This is a genomic window from Hymenobacter sp. IS2118 (assembly GCF_000715495.1).
Lineage (GTDB): Bacteria > Bacteroidota > Bacteroidia > Cytophagales > Hymenobacteraceae > Hymenobacter.
Map to the genome: position 1 here is coordinate 1 of NZ_JNLX01000156.1, position 14,658 is coordinate 14,658.

The following is a 14,658-nucleotide window of genomic DNA, read 5'->3' on the forward strand; positions in this document are numbered from 1 at the left end:
GTTTACTGCTTATTTACTTTTCAGCATGCGCCGTCACGAAATTTCTGATGCTACCTGGGCCCTGGTTGCCCCGCACCTCTCCGGCAAGGCCGCCGATGGCGGGGCGACGGCCGTCGATAACCGGCTGTTTTTCAACGCTGTGGTGTGGATAATGCGCACCGGCTGCCCGTGGGCCGACCTGCCCGAACGCTTCGGCAAGTCCGACACGGCCCGCAAACGCTTCCGCCGGCTGGCCGAAAAAGGCGTCTGGCGCCGCCTTTTCCAGGTCGTCCAAGCGCCGGAGCTGGACTGGGTGCTGCTCGACTCGACCATCGTGCGGGCGCACCAGCACGCGGCGGGCCAAAAAAAAGCGACGCTCAGACCGAGTGCCTCGGCCGCAGCCGGGGCGGGATGAGCACCAAAATTCACGCCTGCGTCGAGTCGCTGGGCAACGCGGTGCGCCTGCTCGCCACCCCCGGCCAGGCCGGCGACAGCCCGCAGGCGCTGCCCCTGCTCGACGGCCTCGACGTGGGCCAGGTAGTGGCCGACACGGCCTACGACAGCGACCAAACCCGCGCCTATTGCGCTCAACGCGGTATTCAAGCCGTCATCCCCAGCCACCCCAACCGCACCCAACCGCTGCCCCTGGACGAGAATGCCTACCGCGACCGCAACAAAATCGAACGCTTTTTCGGACGCATGAAGCAGTATCGCCGCTTGGCCACCCGCTACGAGAAGACCATCGTTTCCTTCCTCGCGTTCTGGCATATCGGAGCAGCACTTGATTGGCTTAGATGAATAACTCATTTCTTAATGTCCTCACGCCCTAGCACTAGTTCTAAAAATCTAATTTCTAGGAGCTAAGACTAAAAACTAGTTCCCCCTCTTTTTTGGAGAGGGGGCTAGGGGGTGAGGTTGGCGTCTGGGCGGCGTAACCAAGGCCAACAGCTCACTACTAACCCCGTCTGACCACCGCCATGGCTCCTGCTTCCCGCCAACCCTGGGTGCGCTCGGCCCGCTACGACGGCCTTCTGATTCTGGCGCCGCCGTTTCTGGCTTTGGCGCTCGTGCTGGTTTTGCCGGCCGCCTACCGCAGCACCGCGCAGATGCCCCTGCTGGCCTGGGTGGGCCTGGTGGTGCTCATTGACGTGGCGCACGTGTACGGCACCCTATTTCAGACGTATTTCGACCCGGTGCGGCGGCAGCAGCGGCGCACCTTGCTGTGGGTGGTGCCCGTGGCCTGCTACGCGGCCGGCGTGGCCTTGCACAGCATGGGCAGCCTGGTGTTCTGGCGGGTACTGGCCTATTTGGCCGTGTTCCATTTTATCCGGCAGCAATACGGCTTTCTGCGGCTCTACAGCCGCCACGACCCGCCCGCGCCCGGCCGCTGGCTGGCCACGGCGCTGGTCTACTACGCCACTATCTACCCGCTGCTGTTCTGGCACTTATCGCCGGGGCGCAACTTCAATTGGTTTGTCGATGGCGAGTTTGTGCAAGTCGACTGGCCCCTGGGCCGGCACCTGGCCACGGTCCTCTACGTCGGGCTGATTGTGGCCTACCTCAGCCGCGAAATATTCCTCTGGCGGCGCACCCGCACGCTCAACCTGCCCCGCAACCTGCTGCTGGGCGGCACGCTGGTGTCGTGGTACGCAGGCATCGTGTGGTTCAACGGCGACCTTGCTTTCACGCTGCTCAACGTGGTTTCGCACGGCATTCCCTACCTGGCCCTGGTCTGGAATCAGGGCCTGCGTGCGCCGCAAAAGGCCGCCCCGCCCCGGCGCGGCGCCTGGGCGGGCAAGTACGGACTGGTCATCTTCCTGGCCGTGATAGCCGGGCTGGCCTACTTCGAAGAGGGCCTTTGGGACGGGCTGGTGTGGCGGGAGCACGAAACCGTATTCACCTGGTTTCGGGAGTTGCCCCCGGTGGCCAGCCCCGCCCTGCTGGTGTGGCTGGTGCCGCTGCTGGCCCTGCCCCAGGCCACGCATTACGTACTCGACGGCTTTATCTGGCGCAAATCCAGCCAATTGCCTGAATAATAGGCGTTAAGGGTTTTCTCAAATACAGGAAAGTGTAAAATCGTCTGTCATGCTGAGCTTGTCGAAGCATCTCTACCGCACCGTCAGGGCCGTTCAACGGTGCGGTAGAGATGCTTCGACAAGCTCAGCATGACAACTTTTTTGCTACGGTTGCTTTCGCACTAATACTCACTTAAACGACAGCGGTACCACCAGCCGCACGCTCACGTTGCGGCCCTGGTTGAATACCCCGCGGCGGCCGTTGGCGGCGTTGAGGTCGGCGTATTTCAGGCGGCTGAGGTGGCTTTGGTAGCCCACGTCGAAGAGGTTGTTGGCGGTGAGGAATAGGGAGGCCAGAACGCGGCCCTTGGCGCTGGCGAAATCAGTGCCGAGGCCGGCGTTGATGAGGGTGTAGCCCGGCGTGGCCGTTTCGGTGTCGAAGGCCGAGAAGAAGCGGTTTTGGGCGAAGGTGTGCTCCAGCTGCACCCGCGCGTAGGGGTTGGTGAGGCGCTTGCCCTGGCGGCGGAAATTGCCCCGCAGCTCCGATTGCAGGCGGTCGGCTGGGATGAAGGGCAGGTATTTCTCGCCCTCGGGGCGGCCGGGCTGCCGGGCGCGCACCATCGAAAAGGAGTTTTCGAAGTGCAGCCAATCCAGCGGGTGGGGGTGGAAATCGAGACTCACTTCGCCGCCCAGCAGACGGGCCTGGCCCTGCTCATAGCGAAACACGCCGTTGCCGTCGGGACTGAGCGAGTCGCCGGTGCCGCCGGCGTTGAGCAGGCGGCGCGGGAAAATGTAATTGTCGATGGCGTTGGTGAAGGCGTCCACGCTCAGGCGCACGTGGTCGGTAGTGTAGCTCACGCCGGCATCGAGCTGCAGGCTGGTTTCGGCCCGCAGGCCGGGCTGCCCGATTTCGTAGCGAATAGTACCTTCGTGCTGGCCGTTCGAGCCCAGCTCGGCAATATTGGGCGCTCGGAAACCCCGCGAAATGTTGGCCTTCATCGTAATCCGCTCGTTGAGGTTGTAGGCCGCGCCCACGCTGCCGCTGTAGTTGCCAAAGGTGCTCTGGAAGCCCGCAAACTTGGTTTCGGCGTCGGGGTCGGTACTGTTGGTGGGCTGCTCGTCGGCGTTCAGAAACAGGGCCTCGGCCGTGGTGCGGCGCACGTCGTAACGCAGGCCGCCGCTAAGGTCCACTGCGCCAATGGTTTTCCGGGCCACCCCAAACACGCCGGCTTCACTCGTGCGGTAGGCCGGAATCAGGAATTCGAAGCCCAGGTTGCGGTTTTGCTGCTGCAGGCCGCTGCTGCCCAACGTCAGGTTCCAGCCGCTGATTTCGGGCAGGAAGTAGCGCAGCGCGTAGTCAACGGTGCGGAGCTGGAAGTAGAGCGAGTTTTCCGAGGGGTCGAACACGTTGCCGAACTCGCGCCGCAGGTTCTGCTGGTAGTTCACGAGCAAGGTGAGGCGCGCCCCGTTTTCGCCCAGAATAAAATTGTTATCGGTGCCAATGCGCAGGTGGTTGATTTGCTGCTGGGGCACGGCCAGCCCGTAGCCGCGCAGGTCCGCATCGGTCACGGGCACGGCCTGGGTGTCGTCGGGGCCGGCGGGCACGTCTTTCAGGAAGCGGCCGGTGGCTTCGTCGCGGGCGCCCTCGGTCAGTCCCACGCGCTGGTTGAAGCTGCTGAAGGTGAGGTGCGAGTAGCCCCAGCTTTTGTTCACACCCACGTAGCCGTTGGCGTCCCATTCGTTGAAGCCCGAGTTGTACACGCGGCCGTCGTAGCGGTTGCGGTAGTTGCCGGCCACTTTGCGGGTGCCGCGCGCCAGCCAGTTCAAGCCCTTAATGTTGCCCGCGTTCTGGAACGAGTAGCCCTGCTGGCGGTTGTTGCTCTGGTAGCTGGCCGTGGCCGTGCCCAGTATCCGGCCCTCATCCACGGGGTCGGGCGCCACGAAGTTGATAACGCCCGCCATCGCATCGGACCCGTAGAGCAGCGAGCCCGGCCCCTTGATAATCTCGGCCCGGTCCACGCTGAACTCGTCGATTTCGATGCCGTGCTCGTCGCCCCACTGCTGGCCTTCCTGCCGGGCGCCGTTGTTAAGCGTCACCACGCGGTTGAAGCCCAGCCCGCGCACCACCGGCTTGCTGATGGCCGCGCCGGTTGTAACCTGGCTCAGGCCCGGCGTGTGGGCAATGGCATCGATGATGTTGCCGGCCGCCGTTTGGTTGAGCCGGGTGTGGTCGACCACGGTGGTGGGCACCGGCGAGCGGCGCATTTCCGTGGCCTGCGACACGCCTGTTACCACCACTTGCCCAATTTCCGTGGCCGAAGTCGTCAGGCGGGCTTCCAGCGGCTGGCCGCTGCCGGTGTCCACCGTCTGAGTCACGGTGTTGTAGCCCAGGTATCGAATCTGCACCGTGAAGCGCCCCCGCGGCAAGTCAACGAAGCTGAAGCGGCCGTCGGGCCCGGTAGCCGTGCCCCGTTTCAGGTCGCTGAATACGACGTTGGCGCCGGGCAGCCCCTCGCCGGTAGCGGCGTCCACGACGCGGCCCGTAAAAGGTGGCCCCGCGGTGCGTGCTCGCGCAGTTACTGGAGGGGGCGAGCCTGCGGCCGGAGCATCCTGCGCTGCTGCCGGCGCAACAATACCACCCACCAAAAGCAACACTAACAGGGAAAAAGGAGACATAAACACGAATGAATTTCGCCGAAAGAACGGAAAATTGACGGGGGCGGCCGAAAAGCTTGCCCAGATATTTTCTCCCCCCCCAAACTGCGGCCACCTGGAAAAAGGCCCAAAAGCCAGAAAGCTGAGCGGTTCGTCACGAACTCGCTCAGCTTCGGATAATTTTCAACCACGTGCCGGGCGGCAGTTCGGGTTCGGCCGGCACGTGGCCTCAGGCCAGCACGCAGTCCTGCAAAATCAGCTGGTTGTTGATAAACGCCGCCGTGCGGGCCCCACTGGCCGCGGCCATAACCACCTGCTGCATGGGCCCGGTCATGTCGCCCACGGCGTACACGTTGGAAACGTTGGTTTGGCCGGTTTCGCAGGTCTGCACATACACATCGTCGGGGGTGAAATCGCAGCCGAGCTGTTGGGCCAGGTCACTGCGCTGGCGCTGCACCGGCCGCACGAACAGCGCATCCACCGCTTGGCGGCTACCGTCCTCAAACAAGATGGCCCGCAGGCACTTAACCGTGCCATCGATGGCTTTTACCGGACTCTCAAGCACGGCAATTCCCAGTTGGGTGAGGTGCTCGCGCTGGGCGGGTGCCAGGTCGGCGGGGCCGTCGGTGCACAGCGCCAGGCGCGGGGCCCAGTGGTGCAGGTGCACGGCCTGCTGGTAGCCGCTTTCGCCGCGGCCGTACACGGCCACCTGGCTGTAGCGGGTTTCCCAGCCGTGGCAGTAGGGGCAGTGGTACACGCCCCGGCCCCACAGCTGGGCCAGGCCCGGCACGGCGGGCAGCTCGTCGACCACGCCAGTAGCCAGAATCAGGACCTGGGCCGAAACTTCGGCGCCGCTGCTCAGGGTCAGTTCGCACCGGCCGTCGGCCATGATGCGGGCCGCACGGGCCAGGTCCGCGCAGATTTCCACCTGGTAGGGCCGTAGCTGCTCGCGGCCGATGCGCAATAATTCCTCGGGCGCCGCGCCGTCGCGGGTAAAGAAGCTGTGGGAATGAAAGGCGGGTGCATTGCGCGATGGGCCGCCGTCGAGCACCAGCACATGGCGCCGCGAACGGCCCAGCACCAGCGCCGCGCTGAGGCCGGCGTTGCTGGCGCCCACAATTATCATGTCGTAATGGGCCATCGTGGGCCGGGGAATTCTATGCATAGCAAAAATAGAAATACAGAACAGAGAAATGTCGGGTAAGGCACTCGTGCAGAAAAAAGGGGAAAAGAAGGCCCCGGCGCCGGGCCAGGACCTTCTTTGCTAAGCAGCTGAAAGCAGGATTTTGGCTATCGCACCGTCACGGGGAAGGTCACTTCCACGTCGGTGTCGCCGGGCGTGGCGCTGCCGTCCTTGCTGCCGGGCTGGTGGCGCAGCGTGATTTTGAGCGTGCCGGTGCCGGCGGCGGTCGTCACCACCCGGGTGGCGAGGCCGATTTCCAGGTTCTTGGCGTCGCGGTCGGTGCGCGTGATGCTGAGCAGACTGGCCGGCGTGCCCTGATAGATAAAGAGGTGCTCGTCGGACTCCTCCTCCACTTCTTCGGTGATGTTTTCGGCGGGACTTTTCGTTTCGTCGAACAGCGTAATGTCGCCGGTGTAAGTGGTGTTGGGCAGCAGGTTGAGCGTGCCGATAACGGGGGCGTTGCCGCCGGTGCCGTCCACGTCGCGCCAGGTAACGGTAACGGGGGCACCGCTGCCCGTAGTGGGCGTCAGCAGGTAGATAACGGTCGTGATTTGCTCGTTGTCCTCAGCGGGCACGGGGTCTTTGTCGTCCTTACAAGCTGAAAAAGCGAACGGAAGCGCCAATAGCACAGCGGCCAGGCGAAAGCGGGATTGGAAAATGGTCATAATGTGAGAATGTGGGGAATGTGAAAAATGTGAGAAATGTGAGAATGTGGGGAATTAGGAATCGGGCAAATGAAAATGTGAGAATGTGAAGAATTGGGAAAGCTTAATTTTTCGGGGTGCCGAAGGCCAGGGGCACGCGAAGGCGCAGGGTCACGTTGCGGCCCACCTCATCCAGGAAATAGCGGTAGCGGTTGAGGTAGTCGCGGTAAACGGTATCAAGCAGGTTGGTGCCGGTGAGGCTGATTTTCAGCGGCGTGCGTGGCCCCAGCCGCAGCGTGCCCCCGATTTCGGCGCCCAGCAGCCAATAGCCGGGCGGCGGGGCCAGGTAGTCGCGCTCGGCGTTGTCGCGGGGCACGCGGGTTTGGCGGCGCACGGCCTGGGCGCCCAGCTGGGCGTAAAAGCCGTGCAGGCGCCGGGCCGCCGTCGGCTGTCCGTCAGCCTCATAGCGCAGCCAGCCTTCGAGGCGGTCGGCAGGGGCCAGAATCAGGTAGTCGTCAAGGCGCAGGTCGCGCTCTACCACCGTGGCGGCCTTCAGGCCCAGGGTCAGGGGCCGGGCCACGCGGTAGGCCACCAGCAGGTCGAGCCCCCGGAAGCGGGCATCGGTTTGCTGAAAGCGGTAGGAAGGAAACAACCCCCGGATGTCGAGCACCGGCGGAATGGGCGTCTGAAAGATGTAGTTCTGCAAGTGCGTCTGGTACAGCGTCAGCTCGCCGTTGAGGCGTGGGTGGTCGTGCCAGCTCGCGCTGAACGCTACCGAGCGGGCCGTTTCCGGGCCCAGCCCCGGCGTGCCGGCCGGCCGCGTAATGTCGTAGCCTTCTTCGTAGATGCCGTTGTGCACGCCCTGGCTGGCGCGTTCGTTGGCGGCGGGCGCCCGTTGCAGCAGGCTGGCATCGGCCCGCAGGGTCACGTGCGGCCCCAGCTCCCGCGCCACGCCCGTCGATAGTGCCGGGGTGGTAAAGGCGAAGTTTTCGGTTATCACGGCAAAGGCGCCGCTCACGCGGGTGGGCCGGCGGGTTTCCAGGGTGCGGCGGTCGAGGCGAAGGCCGGCTTCCAGCAGCCAGGGGCCCGGCTGCCAGCGCCCCAGCCCGTAGGCGCCGCCGCTCAAATTGGTGTAGTAAGGAATGAAGTAGCGGCTGCCCGGCCGGTAGGTGTTGTGCTGGTAAGTGCCGCTCAGGCCCAGCTCGCCGCTGAAATTGCCGTGGGCGTGGGGCTCCCAGCGCAGGTCGGCGGTGCTGGTTTCGTTGCGGTAGTCCAGCTCGGGCAGGTTGCGGCGGGCCACGTTGTCGTTGCGCGGGCGGAACTTGTCGTACTCGCCCCGGCGGTCGGCCTGCTGGGCCAGCGTCAGGGCCAGGCGCCCGCCCCAGCCATTTAGCCGGTAGAAGCTGCTGAGCTTGAACAGGGTGTGCTGAATCTGCTGATACGGCCGGTCCAGGGCGTAAGTAAACGTGGCCGGCAGCGGCGGCACCCCGCCGTTGCGGGCCGTCACGTTCCAGTTTTCCGGCACCGGATACAGGCCCAGCCGCGCATTGTATTGGCTCACAAAAGCCTCCACGCCCCAGCGTTCCCGCCGCCAGCCCACGGCCGCCGAGTAGTTGTACTCGGCTAAGGCAGAAGAGCTTATTCGATAGTCCGGCGTGGCCGACAAGCCTGCCCGCCGCACTGTACCCTGCGCTCGCCACGCCAGCCCCGGCAGCTGGGCCGGCGCGCCCTGCACCGTGGCCGACAGCGCCCCCAGCCCATTATTGGAGGCGCCCACCGCGTGCACCTCGCCGGTGGTGCCGGCCGAGTCGGGCAGGGCGGCCGGCTGCACCAGCACCACGCCGCCAATGGCATCGGCGCCGTAGCGCACGCCGGCCGCGCCCTTCACCACCGTCAGCTGCGAGGCCACGAAGGGGTCGATTTCCGGGCCGTGGTCCTGGCCCCACTGCTGGCCTTCCTGCCGCACCCCGTTGTTGAGCAAGGCCACGCGGTTGGAGTGCAGGCCATGAATCATGGGCTTGAACACGTTGGGCCCGGTTTGAATGGCCGACACGCCGCTCACTTTCAGCAGCGCTTCGCCCAGCGTCTGGCCGCGGGTGGCGGCCAGGGCCGCGCCAGTCAGGGCGGTGGTAGCCTGGGTGGCGGGCGCGGGCAGGGCCTGCCCGCGCACCACGGCGCCCTGCAGCTGCACAGCATCGGGATGCAGCTGGAAGTTGCGTACCACGGAGCTGGTCACCCGCACTGCCATGGTCTCCGTGCGAAAGCCTACGAAGCTTACTTCAACGGTGTAAGTGCCGGCGCACACGTGAAAATGGTAGTTGCCGTAAACGTCGGCCGCAATCACCTCGCCGGTTTCGAGCAGCCGGGCGGTGGCGCCGGGCAGCACCGTGCCCGACTCGTGGTCGGCCACGCGGCCCGCCAGCGCCAAGGTGCACTCAACGGAAGCCGGGGCCTCTTGTGCCCGAACCGGCAGCGTCAGCACCCCCAGCAATACCAGCATCAGCCACGCCGCAATACGGCCTGGCAGGCAGGAAATCACCCTCATAAACGAATAAGCAGAACCGCGCAACGGCGGCATAAGCGCAAGCCCACTCCCAAACCGCGGCGCAGTTGGAGCAGGGCATAGCTTAAAATCAGGGAAAGCCGGGAGCCGCTAGGCGGCGGGTGGCCCGCGGGGCTGGGCCGGCTGCCGCACTATCCAGGGCGCGGTGGCTACGGTGGGCACGGGTGCCGTGGCAAAGCACGGCCGGGCCACGGGCTGCGGCATCACTATGGGCGCGCTCAGCACAAATGCCACGTCGTAGAAGTGGTCGGCGGCGCAGTGCTGGTGCTGGGCACTGACGAGGGCCTTGCCCTTGAGCCGGAAGGCCGGAGCCTGGGCCGGCTCTTCCGTGGTATGGTTGTGGGCGTGCAAATCCAGTATCCACGCCTCGGGCAGCAGCGTGCGCGTTAGGCACAGCAGCAGGAGCAAAGCGATATGGGAGCGCAGGGCAGACACGGTCACAAAGGTGCAGGGAAATAAGTAAAGTCTGAAAAAAACATTCTGCGCTGGTTCGACTGGGGCAATCCGTTGGGGCCGGCGGCTTCGTAAGTTTTCAACCGCTTTTTGCACCTGCTGAGGCCCCGGCCGCCCTTTTCTGTGATAATCACAAGTATTCCCAATTTCGCTGTGCAGTACGACCAGGACCTGGGCCTGTTGCGCGTGGAGTGGTCTTCGGGCCAGGACATGCGTACGTTTCGGACCGGTACCGGGCAGCTGCTGGCCCTGGCCAAAGAGGTGAAAGCGCGGGCCATAATGCTGAATATGAACTCGTTTCCGGACATTTCGGTGTACGACCAGGTGTGGCTGAGCACGAACTGGATGCCGGGCCTGCTGGAGCTGCCCCTGGAACGGCTGGTGCTGGCCATCAACCGGTGCCGGGTGCACAATCAGCTGGCTATCGATGCGCTGCTGGCTTTGTTTGGGCCCCGTATCAGGTTCGATATTCAGTTCTTCCTCACCGCCGCGCCCGGCCTGCACTGGCTCTGTGACGGGTCGGGGCGGCTGCCGGCCCTGCTGGCCGAATGGAACGCCGTGCACGGCCCCACGCCCCCGATGGAAGCCCTGCTCGCCGACCTGCCGCCCACTTACGCCGGCCCTTCGCTGTCAATCTGACAGCCCCACTTGCCTTGGAACAGGCTTTGAATACCGCCCGACCAGCGGCCCGACGCCCGGCGTCCGGCCATTCCGTCTGTATTCAACCGTTTCCCTTTAGACCATGCAAGAAACCGGCTCCATCTCCATCCATACCGAGAACATCTTCCCCATCATCAAGAAGTTCTTGTATTCCGACCACGAAATTTTCCTGCGCGAGCTGGTCAGCAATGCCGTCGATGCCACCCAAAAGCTGAAAAGTCTGGCCCAATTGGGCGAGTTCAAAGGCGAGCTCGGCGAGCTGAAAGTGCGCGTGACCGTGGATAAGGAAGCCCGCAAAATCACGATTTCGGACCACGGCCTGGGCATGACCGGCGAGGAAATCAAAAAGTACATTAACCAGATTGCCTTCTCTGGCGCCACCGAGTTTGTGGAGCAGTACAAGGAGAAGGACGCGGCCACGAAAGACCAGATTATCGGGCAGTTCGGCCTGGGTTTCTACTCCGCTTTCATGGTGGCCAAGGAGGTTGAGATTTTCTCGCAGAGCTACCAGGAAGGCACCGAAGCCGCCCACTGGACCTGCGACGGCAGCACGGCCTTCACCCTCGAAACCACCGAAAAAGCTGAGCGCGGCACCGACGTGGTGCTGCACGTAGCCGACGATTCGGACGAGTTTCTGGAGGAAGCCCGGCTGCGCACCATCCTCACCAAGTACTGCAAGTTCCTGCCCATTCCCATTGAGTTTGAGGGCCAGCTCATCAACGATACCAACCCCATCTGGACCAAGCAGCCGAGCGAGCTGACCGACGAGGACTACAAGAAGTTCTACCAGGAGCTGTATCCGATGAGCATGGATGAGCCCCTGTTCTGGATTCACCTCAATGTGGACTACCCGTTCAACCTGACTGGTATTCTGTACTTCCCGAAGGTGAAGGACGAGCTGCAGTTCTCGCGCAACAAGATTCAGCTGTATTCGCGCCAGGTGTTCATCACCGACGAGGTGAAGGACGTGGTGCCCGAGTTCCTGATGCTGCTGCACGGCGTGATTGACTCGCCCGACATCCCGCTCAACGTGAGCCGCAGCTTCCTGCAGGCCGACGCGGCGGTGCGCAAAATCAATACCTACATCACCAAGAAGGTAGCCGATAAGCTCAGCAGCCTGTTCAAGCAGGACCGGCCCGGCTACGAGGAGAAATGGAGTGACATCGGCATGTTCGTGAAGTACGGCATGCTGAGCGACGAGAAGTTCTACGACAAGGGCAAGGACTTCGTGCTGCTGAAGAGCGTGAATGACAAGCTGTTCACCATCACGGAGTACACCGAGCACATTCAGGCCAACCAGCAGGACAAGGACGGCAACACGGTGGTACTCTACACCAACGATGCCGAACAGCAGCACGGCTTCGTGGCCGCCGCCCAGGAGCGCGGCTACGACGTGCTGAACTTCGACCACATCCTCGACCCGCACTTCATCGGCCAGCTGGAGCAGAAGCTGGAGAAAACCAGCTTCAAGCGCGTGGACGCCGACACGGTGAGCAAGCTCATCGAAAAGGAAGGCACCACCGAAAGCGTGCTGACCGAAGACGACACCACCAAGCTGGAAACCACCTTCACCACGGCCATTGCCAACCCGGCCATGCACGTGAAAGTGGCCGCCCTTTCGCCGCAGGACGCTCCGGTCGTCATCACCCAAAACGAGTTCATGCGCCGCATGAAGGACATGCAGCGCACCGGCGGCGGCGGCGGCATGCAGATGTTCGGGGCCTTCCCCGAGTCGTACGACGTGACTGTGAACGCCAACCACCCGCTAGTAGCCAAAGTGCTGGCCGACGGCGGCGAGAAGCTCGCCAAGCAAGCCTTCGACCTGGCTCTGCTGTCGCAAGGAATGCTGAAAGGCGAGGCCCTCACGGCCTTCGTGAAGCGCAGCACGGAGTTGCTGTAAGGCAGAATTTCACTTAACGAGTTATCAAAAGCGTCCTCTGGCAATGGCCAGGGGACGCTTTTTCATTGGTGTATTCTGCATTTTCGGCCCTCACCATTCTACCGCCTACCTTCGCCCTCATGCTCACTTCCCTCCGCATTCAGAATTTCCGCAGCATCCGCGACGCCTCGGTGAAGCTGGGACAAGTCAACCTGTTCATCGGGCCGAACAACTCGGGCAAGTCAAATTTCTTGAAAGGCATATCAGAGACTGCTATGCGTGTTTCTGATTACCCAGACGGGCAGGAGGTTTCCATTGATTGGTATGGCCAAAATGTGCCAAGAGGTGATAAAAAAGACAGGTTTTCACCAACGGAAATTCAAATACATCTTGTTGACCAGATTGATACAAAGAAGTTCTGTGAAGTGATTTATTCTGTTACGAGTAAGCCGAGAATTACCGAGCTTGAAATGCAAAGCAGGTTAGAAGCAGAGCTTGTTAATACGGAGTACGGCACCCGAGAGTCATTAGACCTTTCTGCGGCCAAAACTAATTTTAAAGCATTCCCGCAAGGATTCTATGGGACTTGGGAGAGGCTAGCAAATAGTGTGATTTACAAGATTGAGCCAGCTGTTTTTGAAATAAGTTCAGGATTATCAGCGCAGCCTCTATTGAATGCTAGAGGTATTAACATAGCTAACTTTATAAATACACTTGGGCAAAATAATGAAAGTATTATAATTAATCTTAAAAGGGATTTCGCTAAGTGTGTTAGGAGTCTTATATCCTTTTCTACACCGCCAGACCCCGTTTTCAAAGGAAACCTAAAGCTTAAATTCTTCGATGCATCGGGCAATTCTTACTGGGCCGAAGAAGTCTCCGAAGGCGTCCTTTATTTCTTAGCGCTGCTGTGCATCGTGCATCAGCCCGACCCGCCGAAGCTGCTGCTGCTGGAGGAGCCGGAGAAGGGCATCCATCCGCGCCGCATCAAGGAAGTGATGGACTTTATTTTTGAGCTGGCGGAGCTGCGGGGAATTCAGATTATTCTCACGTCGCACAGCCCCTACGTGGTCGACCATTTTGCCGACATCCCGGAGTGCATTTCGGTGTTCGACCGCGAAAACGACGAAACCGTCATCCGCAATGCGGGCGACATCATCACCGCCACCAACGCCCGGCTGGAAGCCGAAGGCAAGCCGCCCATCCGTTACACCGACTCGCTGGGCGAGCATTGGGTGTCGGGCTTTCTGGGGGGCGTGCCGGCATGAGTCTCATTCGGTACGGCTTTTTTGGCGAAGACGATGCGCAACGGCTGTTTCTGCACCACTACCTGGAGGCGCTGACCGTCAATTCGGGGCCACGCTTTGCGTTCGACCAGGAGTTTGCGGCCCGGTTTCGGGCGGCCAATAAAAAGCAGGTCGATGACCACTCTACCCTACTATTTTAGGGATTTGATAATAAGTAAGTTGCCGAATAAACCAGTCTAGCAGGGCCATGATTTTACGGGCCACCGGCTCTTGTGGCTGGGCGTGGGGCCGCGTGAGCTGGCGCAACAGATTCAGTCCGTAGCGGCTCAGGCTTGTGGCCCGGCAGCCGTGATTTTTGCGTGGAATGGCCTTGATTTTGCCGTGGGCCATCGTGCCCACGCCCAGACATAGCGCGTAGGCCAGGCTGACCAGAGCCACGAGCTTGCGCAGCTTCTGGTGGCAGCATAAGTGGGTGGCTTCCAGGTTAAAGCCGCGTCCTTTCAGGTTCTGAAAGCACTGCTCAATCGTCCAGCGGCTGGCGTAGAGGCCGCCCAGGTTGCGCAAGCCGGGCGCGGCGAAGAGAAACAGAAACTCCGTGTCGGCCAGCCGCTTGACCCAGACCTGTCCCCAGACCCCAGCCACTTGGCAATGCAGAAAATGCCGCTGCTGCCCTACGGCAAGGCCCAGGGCCGTGACGGCCTGCCGTCGGCCACTAGCAAAGGTGATTTGGTGGTGCTTGGGCAGGCGCATTACAAAAGGCAATTTATTCTTCCGTAGCCAGTTAAGCCAGACATGGCCCACAAACTCCCGGTCCCCCACCACCAGCCCGATGCGGTCGCGGCCCAGCACCTGTACGCAGATTTTGAGCAGGGCAATACGGTCGGCCGCACTGGAGTTCCCGCTGCGGTTGTCGAGCAGTTCCCAATAGAGCGGCAGTTGAAAGTCGCCTCGGCCTACGGTCACGAGCAGGATATTGACCTGGCAGCGGCCGAAGTCCCATTCGGTGCGGTCCAGGCACAGGCGCAGTTTGCCCGTGGCGGGCAGCAAGCGCAGCAGCAGGTGGGCCAGCACCAGATAATTCAGGTCCACCTGCCGAAAAAAGTCCTGAATGCGGGTTTCATTCGAAGCGATTTTCACCGCGTCATTCAGGTGCTGGGCTACCTCGCAAAATTGGACGTTGCGGCTTTTGAGCAGGGCGATAACAAACTGGCTGACAAACTTTTGCCGGGACAGATGGGGCACTAGCTGGACGCGACGCAAAAGCGTCGTAATTTTGGCAATGAGGCTTGGCTTCACGGGGCAGGACGGACAATGGTGTGTAGGAACCCCAAAGGTCGGACTGCCCCGTTTTTATGCCCTAAAGTTTAGTAGGGTAGAGTG

At 62.0% G+C, this 14,658-nt stretch carries 11 protein-coding genes and 1 pseudogene; 6 read left to right on the forward strand and 6 right to left on the reverse strand.

What is annotated here, in order from left to right; all coding sequences use genetic code 11:
- Nucleotides 1–777, forward strand: a pseudogene (locus GM79_RS24995) (IS5 family transposase); the annotation flags it as partial.
- 179 nt (nt 778–956) lie between these two features.
- Nucleotides 957–2,015: a hypothetical protein gene (locus GM79_RS15970; RefSeq protein WP_035565804.1), complete on the forward strand. Its 1,059-nt coding sequence runs from the start codon at nt 957–959 to the stop codon at nt 2,013–2,015.
- 168 nt (nt 2,016–2,183) lie between these two features.
- On the opposite strand, the gene GM79_RS15975 is transcribed toward GM79_RS15970, so the two are convergent.
- The 5 genes from GM79_RS15975 to GM79_RS15995 all read right to left on the reverse strand — a co-directional run bounded on the left by GM79_RS15975 (nt 2,184) and on the right by GM79_RS15995 (nt 9,480).
- Entirely contained in the window at nt 2,184–4,526 is a 2,343-nt protein-coding gene (locus tag GM79_RS15975) for a TonB-dependent receptor (protein ID WP_235184088.1), read from the reverse strand.
- 352 nt (nt 4,527–4,878) lie between these two features.
- Entirely contained in the window at nt 4,879–5,814 is a 936-nt protein-coding gene (locus tag GM79_RS15980; RefSeq protein WP_081867814.1) for an NAD(P)/FAD-dependent oxidoreductase, read from the reverse strand.
- Between the two features lie 125 nt (nt 5,815–5,939).
- On the reverse strand, nt 5,940–6,497 hold the full coding sequence (locus tag GM79_RS15985; RefSeq protein ID WP_051718969.1) for a hypothetical protein: 558 nt from the start codon (nt 6,495–6,497) through the stop codon (nt 5,940–5,942).
- 103 nt (nt 6,498–6,600) lie between these two features.
- On the reverse strand, nt 6,601–9,021 hold the full coding sequence (locus GM79_RS15990) for a TonB-dependent receptor (protein WP_161787197.1): 2,421 nt from the start codon (nt 9,019–9,021) through the stop codon (nt 6,601–6,603).
- Nucleotides 9,022–9,129: 108 nt separating this feature from the next.
- On the reverse strand, nt 9,130–9,480 hold the full coding sequence (locus GM79_RS15995) for a hypothetical protein (RefSeq protein ID WP_035565812.1): 351 nt from the start codon (nt 9,478–9,480) through the stop codon (nt 9,130–9,132).
- Between the two features lie 135 nt (nt 9,481–9,615).
- Between GM79_RS15995 and GM79_RS16000 the strand changes: the two genes are divergently transcribed.
- The 4 genes from GM79_RS16000 (at nt 9,616) to GM79_RS16015 (ending at nt 13,478) form a co-directional block, all read left to right on the forward strand.
- Nucleotides 9,616–10,131 (forward strand): hypothetical protein, encoded by a 516-nt coding sequence (locus GM79_RS16000; protein ID WP_152560034.1) that lies wholly within the window; start codon nt 9,616–9,618, stop codon nt 10,129–10,131.
- A 103-nt stretch (nt 10,132–10,234) separates the two neighbouring features.
- On the forward strand, nt 10,235–12,052 hold the full coding sequence (gene htpG / locus GM79_RS16005) for a molecular chaperone HtpG (protein WP_035565814.1): 1,818 nt from the start codon (nt 10,235–10,237) through the stop codon (nt 12,050–12,052).
- 119 nt (nt 12,053–12,171) lie between these two features.
- Entirely contained in the window at nt 12,172–13,299 is a 1,128-nt protein-coding gene (locus tag GM79_RS23860; RefSeq protein ID WP_072008639.1) for an AAA family ATPase, read from the forward strand.
- Complete coding sequence (locus GM79_RS16015) at nt 13,296–13,478, forward strand: hypothetical protein (protein WP_035565817.1); 183 nt, start codon at nt 13,296–13,298, stop codon at nt 13,476–13,478. The genes GM79_RS23860 and GM79_RS16015 overlap by 4 nt, the downstream gene beginning before the upstream one ends.
- Here the strand turns inward: GM79_RS16015 and GM79_RS16020 are convergent.
- Complete coding sequence (locus tag GM79_RS16020) at nt 13,462–14,574, reverse strand: IS4 family transposase (protein ID WP_035560846.1); 1,113 nt, start codon at nt 14,572–14,574, stop codon at nt 13,462–13,464. The genes GM79_RS16015 and GM79_RS16020 overlap by 17 nt on opposite strands.
- Nucleotides 14,575–14,658 lie beyond the last annotated feature (84 nt).

Excerpts from the sequence above, each read along its gene's own strand:
- htpG (WP_035565814.1), top strand. The coding sequence starts at position 10,235 with ATGCAAGAAACCGGCTCCATCTCCATCCATACCGAGAACATCTTCCCC.
- GM79_RS15980 (WP_081867814.1), bottom strand. The coding sequence starts at position 5,814 with ATGCATAGAATTCCCCGGCCCACGATGGCCCATTACGACATGATAATT.
- GM79_RS15970 (WP_035565804.1), top strand. The coding sequence starts at position 957 with ATGGCTCCTGCTTCCCGCCAACCCTGGGTGCGCTCGGCCCGCTACGAC.
- GM79_RS23860 (WP_072008639.1), top strand. The coding sequence starts at position 12,172 with ATGCTCACTTCCCTCCGCATTCAGAATTTCCGCAGCATCCGCGACGCC.
- GM79_RS15990 (WP_161787197.1), bottom strand. The coding sequence starts at position 9,021 with ATGAGGGTGATTTCCTGCCTGCCAGGCCGTATTGCGGCGTGGCTGATG.
- GM79_RS16015 (WP_035565817.1), top strand. The coding sequence starts at position 13,296 with ATGAGTCTCATTCGGTACGGCTTTTTTGGCGAAGACGATGCGCAACGG.
- GM79_RS15985 (WP_051718969.1), bottom strand. The coding sequence starts at position 6,497 with ATGACCATTTTCCAATCCCGCTTTCGCCTGGCCGCTGTGCTATTGGCG.